This window comes from Deferribacterota bacterium, assembly GCA_034189185.1.
In the GTDB taxonomy this organism is placed as follows: Bacteria; Chrysiogenota; Deferribacteres; order Deferribacterales; family UBA228; genus UBA228.
In genome coordinates, this window is sequence record JAXHVM010000070.1 from 1 (window position 1) to 9540 (window position 9540).

At 31.2% G+C, this 9540-nt stretch carries 9 protein-coding genes; 6 read left to right on the plus strand and 3 right to left on the minus strand.

The window, feature by feature from the left end; translation table 11 throughout:
• Together SVN78_06145 and xdhC are read left to right on the plus strand one after the other, a co-directional pair.
• Window positions 1-291 (plus strand): hypothetical protein (locus SVN78_06145; GenBank protein MDY6821183.1); only part of this gene is annotated, 291 nt, incomplete at its 5' end.
• Window positions 292-293: 2 nt separating this feature from the next.
• Window positions 294-1055: a xanthine dehydrogenase accessory protein XdhC gene (xdhC, locus tag SVN78_06150; protein ID MDY6821184.1), complete on the plus strand. Its 762-nt coding sequence runs from the start codon at window positions 294-296 to the stop codon at window positions 1053-1055.
• 3 nt (window positions 1056-1058) lie between these two features.
• Here the strand turns inward: xdhC and SVN78_06155 are convergent, their stop codons facing one another.
• Complete coding sequence (locus tag SVN78_06155; GenBank protein MDY6821185.1) at window positions 1059-2033, minus strand: 2-hydroxyacid dehydrogenase; 975 nt, start codon at window positions 2031-2033, stop codon at window positions 1059-1061.
• Window positions 2034-2151: 118 nt separating this feature from the next.
• On the opposite strand from SVN78_06155, the gene SVN78_06160 reads away from it, so the two are divergent.
• Genes SVN78_06160 through SVN78_06175 form a run of 4 tightly spaced genes read left to right on the plus strand, consistent with a single transcriptional unit; the run spans window position 2152 to window position 7122 of the window.
• A complete protein-coding gene (locus SVN78_06160) occupies window positions 2152-3618 on the plus strand; it encodes a hypothetical protein (GenBank protein ID MDY6821186.1) in 1467 nt (488 codons plus the stop codon).
• 25 nt (window positions 3619-3643) lie between these two features.
• On the plus strand, window positions 3644-4087 hold the full coding sequence (locus SVN78_06165) for a hypothetical protein (GenBank protein ID MDY6821187.1): 444 nt from the start codon (window positions 3644-3646) through the stop codon (window positions 4085-4087).
• A gap of 45 nt (window positions 4088-4132) precedes the next feature.
• On the plus strand, window positions 4133-5143 hold the full coding sequence (locus SVN78_06170) for a TAXI family TRAP transporter solute-binding subunit (protein ID MDY6821188.1): 1011 nt from the start codon (window positions 4133-4135) through the stop codon (window positions 5141-5143).
• Entirely contained in the window at window positions 5140-7122 is a 1983-nt protein-coding gene (locus SVN78_06175; GenBank protein ID MDY6821189.1) for a TRAP transporter fused permease subunit, read from the plus strand. The genes SVN78_06170 and SVN78_06175 overlap by 4 nt, the downstream gene beginning before the upstream one ends.
• On the opposite strand, the gene SVN78_06180 is transcribed toward SVN78_06175, so the two are convergent.
• Together SVN78_06180 and SVN78_06185 are read right to left on the minus strand one after the other, a co-directional pair.
• On the minus strand, window positions 7103-8683 hold the full coding sequence (locus tag SVN78_06180; GenBank protein ID MDY6821190.1) for a 1,4-alpha-glucan branching protein domain-containing protein: 1581 nt from the start codon (window positions 8681-8683) through the stop codon (window positions 7103-7105). The genes SVN78_06175 and SVN78_06180 overlap by 20 nt on opposite strands.
• A 4-nt stretch (window positions 8684-8687) precedes the next feature.
• Window positions 8688-9425, minus strand: coding sequence for a DUF4912 domain-containing protein (locus tag SVN78_06185; GenBank protein MDY6821191.1), 738 nt, complete (start codon window positions 9423-9425; stop codon window positions 8688-8690).
• Window positions 9426-9540: the final 115 nt, after the last annotated feature.

A 9540-nucleotide genomic window follows, 5' to 3' on the forward strand; every position in this document is an offset into this window, starting at 1 on the left:
GTTATAATGGGTATAAGTACTGCACTAAAAGAAAAGATGGAATTTGCAAATGGTGGTGCAAAGACAAACAATTTTTATGATTATAAGATATTAAGCGCAGAAGAGGCTCCTGATATAGAGGTATATGTGGTAGAAACTGATAATGAATTAGGCGGAGTAGGCGAACCTGGCGTACCACCTGCAGCCCCTGCAGTTGCAAATGCAGTTTTTCATGCAACTAATATTAGATTAAGAAACTTACCACTTACTGCAGAATATTTTCTAAAGGAGAAAAGAAAAGCCCAATTATAATTATGAATGAGGTTTATAAAGCATTAGTAAAGCTGGTAGAAGAGAATATTCCTGCAGTACTTGCTATAGTTGTGGATGCAAAGGGTTCAACCCCTGCTAAGGTATCGAGCAAGATGCTTATAACAGAAGATGGCAGGACTGCCGGAACAATTGGTGGTGGTAGTTTAGAATATAAGATTATTGAAATATCAAAAGAGATTATTAAAACATCTAAAGCTAAGATGCTTAATTTTTCATTAGATGAGAGCATGGGATATCAGTGTGGTGGCAGTGTTACAATATATTTGGAACCTATCAATGTTGCACCAAGGGTTATTATTTTTGGGGCAGGACATATTGGGGTAGCCTTGTGCAAAATACTTAGATTGCTTAACCTAAGGCTCGTGGTTGTAGATGATAGAAAAGAGTATATAGATAACAATGATTTTAAAGATGTCAATAAAGTTTATGTGCCTCAATTGACTGATGCTTTCAGTAAGCTTGAAATAGATGAGAATTCATTTATTGTGATTGCCACAAGGGACCATCAATTGGATTTACAGTTGTGCAAGTATGCCGTTAATACCAATGCAAAATATATAGGCGTTATAGGCAGCAAAAAAAAGAGTGAGTACATATTAAACTCCTTAAAAGAAAATGGTTATAAAGAGGATATATTAAAGAAGGTTTATTCTCCAGTTGGAATACCAATTAAAACTGATACACCTGAAGAGATAGCTATAAGTATTGCCGCTCAAATTATTGACCTTACTAAGAATAAGTAAAAACTATATATAATCTTCTCTCTTTACAATACTGTGAACGTTTTTACCTGCTAAAAATCTTTTTATATTTATAAGTGCACTTATAATAGCTTTATTTATAATATTTTCTACTAGTGCAGAGTTATGAGGACTTCCTAAAAAATTTTGTAGCTCAAAGAATGGATAATTTATTTCAAATTTTCCATGAGAAAAAGGCTCAATCCACCATGCATCAATGCCAGCTAAAAATTTAGGATTTTCTTTTAAATGAAAATATAGATCTTTTTCAACTATAATATCGCCTCTTGCAACATTTATTAAAATTGCATCATCTTTCATCTTTGAGAGTTTTTCTTTGTCTATTAAATGATATGAATATTTATTAAGAGGAAGCGATAGAACGAGTATATCTGAATTTTCTAACAAATAATCTAAATCTTTTAATGTTCCAATGAAAGCTACATCTTCATTAGTTGTTCCTGTTGTATTAATTGCAAGAATATTTATATTTAATGGCCTTAAAAGCTTAGCTACCTCTTTTCCTATTCCTCCAAAACCTACTATACCACAATTTAACCCTCTTAAAGATTTGTTTAGTGTTCTATTGTTAAATATTTTATTACTAAGTTCTAAGTGTCTAACAACCAATGATTTTGATAATGCTAGTATCATGCCAAGTGTATGTTCTGCCATTGGCTCTGCATAAGCACCTGAATTGCTAGCAATCAATATGTCTTCTTTAAGGCTGTTAAAGGGTAGGTGGTCAGCGCCAGCGCTTAATAGTTGAATAAATCTACAGGATTCTAAGTAATTAATTTCATTATCCTTTAATTCTTTAGATATATTCCATGCAAAGAGGATATCACTTTTTTTCAATAAATCTTTTCTGCTTTGGCCATCTAAGTTAAATAAAAATGAAACATTACAGTTATTAGGTAAGTTTTCAACAATAGTTGATTTCTCATCATCACTAGTTTTAAATGCTATTGTTATATTCATATATTTATAAATATATTAAATATAAAATTATGCAACCAAAATTTAATATTGATATTTAAGGTAAAAAAAGCTACATAGTTATATAAATGTAATTAAAAGCAGTCTTAAGAGGTATAACATGAAAAAGATTATTTTAACAATTATCATAGCTTTAGTTGTAATAGTTGCTGGTATTTTTGTAACCTTTACTTATTTTCCAAATATATTTATAAAGAGTGATAAATTGGAAGAACTAGAAAGTACACTAAATAAGAATTTTAAAAGTGTGCAATTTGATTTAAATCCAGAAAGCATGGATCTATCATATGAGTCAGGTTTTTTTACAAATACCCACTACAACATAAGCTTAGATGATGTGGCAATAGATATTAATATGAAGGAGTTAAAAAAATTATTACCTAAAAAAATAGATCAATCGGATATAGATTTATTTGACGTTGTAATAAGATTAAAAGCTAAAAAAGCACACTTAATTTATGGTCCCTTTGACAAATATCTGTCAGTAAGCGAATTAGACAATGTTACGATTTCTCCAATTAATGAAGAAAATAAAAAACTATTAGATGCAAAGATATCAAGAGTTTCCACTGAGAAGTTTAATATTGGGTATTTAATAAAAAACGTTGAAAATAATTTAAAAGATGCATATACAGAATTATTAATTAATAATCCACAATACGAAATAAAGGTTTCAAAATTAAATGGCTATATTATATCTAATGAGAGAAAATATGTACTTATATTAAGCAAAGCTGATTTTAACCAAGTAACTACTAAGGGCATTGCTCAGTTTCTTAATAATAAAACAGACAAACCTTTTGATGAGATACTTGTTGATGGCAAAGAAAAACAAATTTCAGGTATTAAGCTAGAGGATTTAGAAGTAGAAAATAAAAGTGACAATATAACATATAACTATAAAATAAAAAATTTAGAATTTACATCTAAGTTTGTCCCTGAAGAGTCAAATATAATGGTTTATAGCATGAAATTAATTGTAGATGAGTTGAATACAAAAGCTACCGGCGATAGAAGGGAAGAAAATCTATATAGGGTTATAGACGGGTTAAACGCTTTTAAGGGTAAATTTGCAATAAAAAACATTACTCCTGAATTGGCACGAGATTATATGAATTTGATTAACTATTCAAAGGGTGGCATTAATTTAACAACTACCAATTTTCAACTATTATCACGCTACTTGGCTGCCTTGATGAGATCAATTAAATCAGCAAAGCCAGAGATCATATTGCAAGTGGAGCCACTAGAGCACAAATTAGTTAAAGCAACAGTTGATGGCAAACTTTCATTTACTGAAACCTCTAATATACCGCTTGGAAAGATAATTGTTAAAACCAGCGATTTAAACAAAATACAAAATGAATTAAAAGAAAAACAAGTACTAACAGAGAAAGTTAAAAATATTATATATTCAATCAAAGGCTATCAAACTAAACTAGAGGATGGAACATTCTTTACTGAAATAGAAGTTAAGGATGAAATCCCTTATATCTACATAAATGGGCAGCCTATTAACTTGAATAGTACTTATAGTAGGCCTTTAGAGGATAATGCTACTAAATAGTCAAACTAGCATATTTTATTTTTGAATGTATAGGTTTTTCAGTCTCATAATATGTATTTTTATACTGCTAATAAAGACCAGTAAAAATAGTGCCTTTGATCTAAAAGTTTCTAACATACTTAGAGACGAAAGGTGTGCTATATCTATTAAAGTAGAAAATAGCGGCAAAGACAGAATTGATAGTAGACTAATAAGAGCTATGAGTTTAAAGGTTACTGGTCAATTAAGATGTGATAACAAAATAAGGGAGGAGTTTAAAAAATTTTTAGTATTACCGAATTTTCTGGTAATACCTGATTATGAAACTACTATAAGGACAGGTTTATCTATAGATACATCAAATGGATGTAAAGCTAACATAATAGCAGAGATATATAAAGATGATACCCCTTTAGTTGATGATAACCTCATTAATAATTTATATTATAGAGATTTTAGTGGCCCCTGTGACATTTTTATCATTAATTAATAAACTTTATTGATGCCAAAATCTGCTAAGTTATAATATTGTAAAATGTGTAATAAAAATAAAATTATTTTATTATTAAGCTTAACAATATTAATTATTTATAATGATCATTTATTAGCTAAGGGTAAGAATCTTATTATAGTAACTGCTACCCCTGGCGGAACATATTATCCTGTTGGAGTTGCAATAGGTACATTAATAACGTTAAAGTGTTATAAAGAATATGGCATTACTGCAACAGCTATTGATTCAGCAGGATCAGCTGAAAATATACAGATGTTAGAGAATAATGAAGCAGATTTAGCAACACTACAATCCCTCTTTGGTTCAATGGCATATCAGGGTAAAGGGATATATAAAAAACCCTTAAAAAATATTTTAGCCATAACTTCACTGTGGGATAATGTAGAGCATTTTGTTTTGCTAAATAAATACGTAAAAAGCGGAAATATAAAAGATATAAAAGGTTTAAAGGATAAATTTTCAATTGGCAAAAGGGGCTCAGGTACTGAGGTCTCAGGCAAGACGATATTAAGCTCTCTAGATATAGAACTTAATAAGCTAAACTTAGAATACTTAGGATACCAGGATTCTGTTGATGCAATGTTAGATAGGCGTTTAGCTGGTGCTAATATTCCCGCTGGAGTTCCAGCTTCAGCAATATCAATGCTCTTTGCTATGGAGGGCAGTAAAGGCGTTAGTATTTTAGAGTTTACCAGCGATCAATTAGATAGGATTAATTCAAATTATCCTGTTTGGAAGAGGTATATTATTAGAAAAGATATTTATCCAAGACTTAATAGAGATGTCTTTACAATAGCCCAATCAAATTTTTTAGGGGTCAAGGCTAATCTAGATGTTGATACAGTTTATATTATAACAAAGACTATTTTTGAAAATCTATCCTTTTTGTACAATATCCATTCAGCAACAAGAGCAATAAACTTAGAAAATGCTATTCAGTCGCTACCTGTTCCACTGCATCCTGGAGCTCTTAAGTATTATAGAGAAAGGGGCTTAAATATACCTAAGAGATTGATAGTGGATTCCAAATGAATATTGATATAATATCTGCCAAGAAAGAGCTTCCTATAATTGGCAAGTATATTATATATACTGTGGCCGTTCTCTCCTCCCTTTTTCATTTATGGGTTAACACAATTGGTGTAATACCAGAGATTGAAAGAAATGCAATCCACTATATTTTTATGTTAAGCCTTGTTTTCTTAATGTATCCAGCATTTGGGAAGAATAGATTTATTCTATTTGATTATCTTTGTTTGTTGTTAGTTGTTGCTGTTGGCTTCTATTTATTGATATTCGATGAGGCCTTGCACGCTAGAAACGAAGTTATGGTAGTATCAGATGTTATATTTGCTACGGCTGCTGTATTAATACTTTTTGAGGCAACAAGGAGAGCAGTAGGCTTAACAATACCCATTCTCTCATTAATATTTATTAGTTATGCACTCTTTCTTGGTGATTATTTTGAAGGGATCTGGAATTTTCCAGGGGTTACCTATACTAGATTAATGTATAGGATGTATTTTGCTCCTGATGGGATATTTGGCTCAATTGCAACAATTTCATCAACCTTTGTTATATTGTTTGTTATTTTTGCATCCTTTTTGTTATACTCTGGTGCGGGGTCATTTATAATAAATTTAGCAATGGCTTTGATGGGGAAAAGAGTTGGAGGGCCAGCTAAAATTGCAGTATTTGCAAGTGGCATTATGGGTTCTATCTCAGGTAGTGCAGTGGCAAACACATCTGCTACTGGTTCAATAACTATTCCACTAATGAAACGAGTTGGTTTTAAAGCTGAATTTGCGGCTGCAGTTGAGGCAGCTGCTTCTACAGGCGGTCAAATACTCCCACCTATTATGGGAGCTGGGGCTTTTATTATGAGTCAATGGACAGGTATTTCCTATGTAAATATAATATTAGTCGCTTTTATGCCGGCTATATTATACTACATAACAATTATCTTTTATGTTCATTTACGAGCCAAAAAGAAAAGTTTTGCTGTGTTGAAGGATGAAGAAATTCCAAATATTAAGGATGTGTTAAAAGATGGCTGGAGTTTTATTATACCAATAATTATTTTAATAGGTTTATTAATCTATGGTTATACCCCAACTTTTTCAGCAGCTGTTGGTATTATAGCTGTAGTTGTTTGTAGCTATTTTAACAAAAATAGTAGAATGGGTTTACACTCTATACTTGATGCACTGGCACTGGGTTCGTTGAATATGGTTACAACAGGTACAATTTTGCTTTGTGCCGGTATCGTTGTTGAGGTTATAATATTAACGGGGCTCGGATTAAAATTTTCTATGCTTATTAGCATGTTAGCAGGGCATTCTCTAATAATTACCCTTTTATTGGTTGCTCTTGCTGCAACAATTTTGGGGATGGGTTTACCAGTTACAGCATCATATATAGTACTTGCGGTGTTAACAGCACCCTCTATTTTAGCATTAATGAATGCAGGCTATCTTGCAGCACATTTTAATATATCATTGCAAGATGCTTTAAATCCGCAGGTTGCTCAAGGATTAATGCATTTTATACCAGAGAATATAAAAAAATCTTCATTACTTGCAGCACATATGGCTATATTTTGGTTTTCACAAACTTCTAATGTAACACCACCAATATGTCTTGCTTCTTATGCAGCAGCTGGAATAGCAAAAGCAGACCCAATAAAAACGGGTTTTATATCATTAGCATTAGCTAAAGGACTATACATTATACCCTTTTTATTTATTTATACCCCGATTCTTTTTACAGGCCCATTATTTGATTCAATTGAAACAATTATATTAGCTACGATAGGGTTATTTTCTTTGGCAGTTTTATTTGAAGGGTATTATATAACTACATTAAATACTGTATATAGACTTTTCTTTGGGTTGTCTGGCCTCTTAATGTTGCTACCATCGTTTTATTATCATATTGCTGGACTTTGCTTATTTATTATTATGACATTTATATTATTTTCTAAAAAAAAGGCTACTTCGCATAAATTTTAAAACTAATATCTTGGAATATACTATTTTTGTTTTCAAGGTATGTTAAAAAGTGTTCATCTTTATAATTTTTATTTAATAGTTCTTCTAATCTTAAAAAATTAAATATGTGTTCTTTTGTCCTTTTAGTAGCATAGTTATCTGCAGTTTTAGTTGTTATTAGAAATGCCCAGTCACTACTTTGTGCAAGTAACAACTCTCTTGCCATTTGATTAAGTAGCCTGATTCTAAAAGGGTTTACTGTATTTATATAATATTTTGCATAATATACCATTTTATCTGCCATATAGTGAAGATGCCTATAAATCCAATCGTTTGCCCCATTTAACCATACTTCATAATAGCCTTTATCTCCCCATGATGAAGGGTTTAATGAAACAACTTGATTTGCTGGATATTCCTTTAAATAATCTAGTGGTGTTATAGCTTTTATCTCTCCTGAGTCATTAAGATTTTTAAATATATTATATAGAAATTCATGTCCCTCAAACCACCAATGGCCAAAAAGTTCAGAGTCATAAGGGGATACAATAACGGGTTTTCTATCCATTAATTTTGATAGTTCACTTAATTGTCTATATCTTTCATTTACAAAATGGCCTGCGTGTTCGGCTGTTTTTTCTAGTGCAATTTTATAATCATAAGGTTCTTTATAGTCAGTTTTGCCAGTAATCTTATAATATTTAAAACCAGTAAAAACGCGAACTCCATCAGGGTTTATGTAATCTTTAATATAATTAAAATCAAGATCAAAGCCTATATCCCTGTAAAAATCACGATAATTAAAATCGCCTGGATAACCCTCTTCAGCAGACCAAACCTGTTTAGATGAAATAATATCTCTAGCAAAAGTGGCTACTCCTTTTTCTGTATAAACAGGGGCAAATACACCATATTTTGGTCGTGGTTCAGAATATAATACACCATGTGCATCTAAGAAAAAATATCTAATGCCAAACTCAGCTAATATTTCCTCTAGTCCAACATAATAAGCACATTCAGGCAGCCAGATTCCCTTAGGGGATTCTTCAAAATGCTTATTGTAGTTAGTTACAGCCATATGGATCTGTGCTTTTATAGCAGCTGTATTAACCTGTAATAATGGTAAAAGGCCGTGGGTTGCTGCGCATGTGATTATTTCTATTTTTCCAATATCTTTAAAATATTTAAATCCTTTCAATACATTTTTATTTAAAAATTCATAAAAAAAACTTTTTATATTCTTATATCTATTAAGATAGAACAGGGCAATCTCATTAAATATTGCATCCTTTTTTGTTCGCTCTACTTCTTTGTTTGCTAGTTCAATCTGTTTTTCTAAATGGACTTCATATTTGTATAGCAATGTTGTATCTACCAACATTTCACATAGTGTAGGTGAGAGGGATACAGTAAACCTGCTATAGATGTGTTCTTCCTCCAATCTCTTTAATAACATAAGTAGTGGAATATAGCATTCATCTATTGCTTCAAATAGCCATTTCTCTTCCAAAAAGAAGCTATATTCTGGGTGTTTAACAAAGGGTAAGTGTGAATGCAGTACTAATACCCAATAACCTTTCATTTTTTTACCTGTAAAGATCTCCAGAGCTTTTAATATGTTTTGATAACTGCTTTAATAGCTCTCTGTGGAAAGCGATGCTACTTGGATGTATATTTGAGTCAATACCTGAGAGTTTTAATATTTCCATGTAATTCTCATCTATTGACAAAAAAGTTTCATCAGTTTTATCAGATATACCAGCCCTTGGGACCACTATCCTTTTAGAGGTTATTATAGGGATAAAAACCTCTTCATCACTAGTAAAACCAATTTCAGCCCATGCAAGCTTGCCTGGTATATAGTGATGAAAATAATAATTACCATAATCCCCTGTTTCAATTTCTTGCAACTCTTTTGTTCCCTCACTATCTTTTATAAATAATTTTAATTTATACCTATATAAAGACTTACTTAGATAGTCTTTATATTGTTCTCTTGTATCAGTTGAGATTTGCCAATAACAATATTGAATAGCAGGATCTACTGGGAGCAGTACCAATGTATCAACATTATAACTTTCAGGAATTTGATAATCATCCTTTTGTGGCATAACCTTTCTATCTTCGTCTTTATCTTTTTTAGTTAACGTTTTTGAGGAAGGCTGTATTTTTGTATTTTCAACATTTATGGCAGTATCCTTTTTACGTTCTAATGCATAAAGAGCTTCAATAAGCATTTTTTTTGACATATTTGATCTATTTTTTATATTTTTTTCCTTTGCTATCTTGTAAAGATCTTTATAGCTATAATCTTCATATTTCATAACTATCTCCCATTGTAATCAATTGATAGCTTATAGCACCTCAAATATTCAGCTGCATGTTTGCGCCAAGAAAAGTCCAAGGACATACACTTGTAGGCTATATTATATTGGTGCT